An 873-nucleotide genomic window follows, 5' to 3' on the forward strand; every position below is an offset into this window, starting at 1 on the left:
GTGAGTTCATCCATTTTGCACTAAAGTTATCCGCTACGAAAGGCGAAAACTGGGTCGACAAAGTTTTGAAAGCACTGCCCGAACAACAACGAGTAGCATTGGCACCTCTTTCCGGAGATGCGCTTCTAAACAAGTTATATTGGAAGGAGTTGGGGATAATTATTGCTAAGCACTGGACAGCCTTCGAGAGCACTATCGGCGACAAAAAACGGTTCGAAACGGCGATGGATTTGGTAAATGATCGTCCAGATACGCACGCGAAGCCGGTTGATGCTGCTGACATCGCGCTTTACCGGCGCGAGCTCACTTGGCTTGAAGATCGCTTGGCGTAATGCGCTTATCCGAAAAACAAAACTTTAAATAACGCATTGAAACAGGATGCGGCGCACTCGTCGAGTGCCCGTTTTTTAGCCGAATTTACGAATCAATGCGATATCGCGATTTTCCTAATACAAACCCGATCTTTTTTCGATAATTTTGCATCATTAACCTAACTCTGAAATTGTCGACAATCTAGGGCCGAAGGTCGAGCGTCCGTCTGTGGCCGAACACCGACCGTCTCCCCAGCATTCCCCGGAAAATCGCAAAGCCCCTGAAAGCCCGCCGTCCAATGCGGCGGTCTTTTCAAGTCCACAGCCACGCGGGCCGCACAACGCGCGACCCGCCCAGCCGCTCAGCCCCGTGCCGGAATATTGAGCCCACGCGCAACGGCCGGACGCGCAACAAACGCATCGAGCACCCGCTTGACGTTGCGGAATTCACTGAAGCCGACCAGGTCGCCCGCTTCATAGAAACCAACAAGATTTCGCACCCACGGGAAGATCGCGATGTCGGCGATCGTATAGGTATCGCCCATCACCCACTGGCGGTTCG

The 873-nt window shown here is 52.7% G+C and carries 2 protein-coding genes; one reads left to right on the forward strand and one right to left on the reverse strand.

Translation table 11 applies throughout. The features are described 5' to 3' along the window. The coding region (locus L810_RS48310; protein WP_042978545.1) for a hypothetical protein at positions 1-332 on the forward strand (332 nt) is incomplete at its 5' end. A gap of 341 nt (positions 333-673) precedes the next feature. On the opposite strand, the gene L810_RS43710 is transcribed toward L810_RS48310, so the two are convergent. After that, on the reverse strand, positions 674-873 hold a 200-nt coding region (locus L810_RS43710; RefSeq protein ID WP_179945704.1), incomplete at its 5' end, for a glutathione binding-like protein.

Origin of the sequence: Burkholderia sp. AU4i, assembly GCF_000466765.1 — a bacterium.
Classification (GTDB): Bacteria; Pseudomonadota; Gammaproteobacteria; order Burkholderiales; family Burkholderiaceae; genus Burkholderia; species Burkholderia cepacia.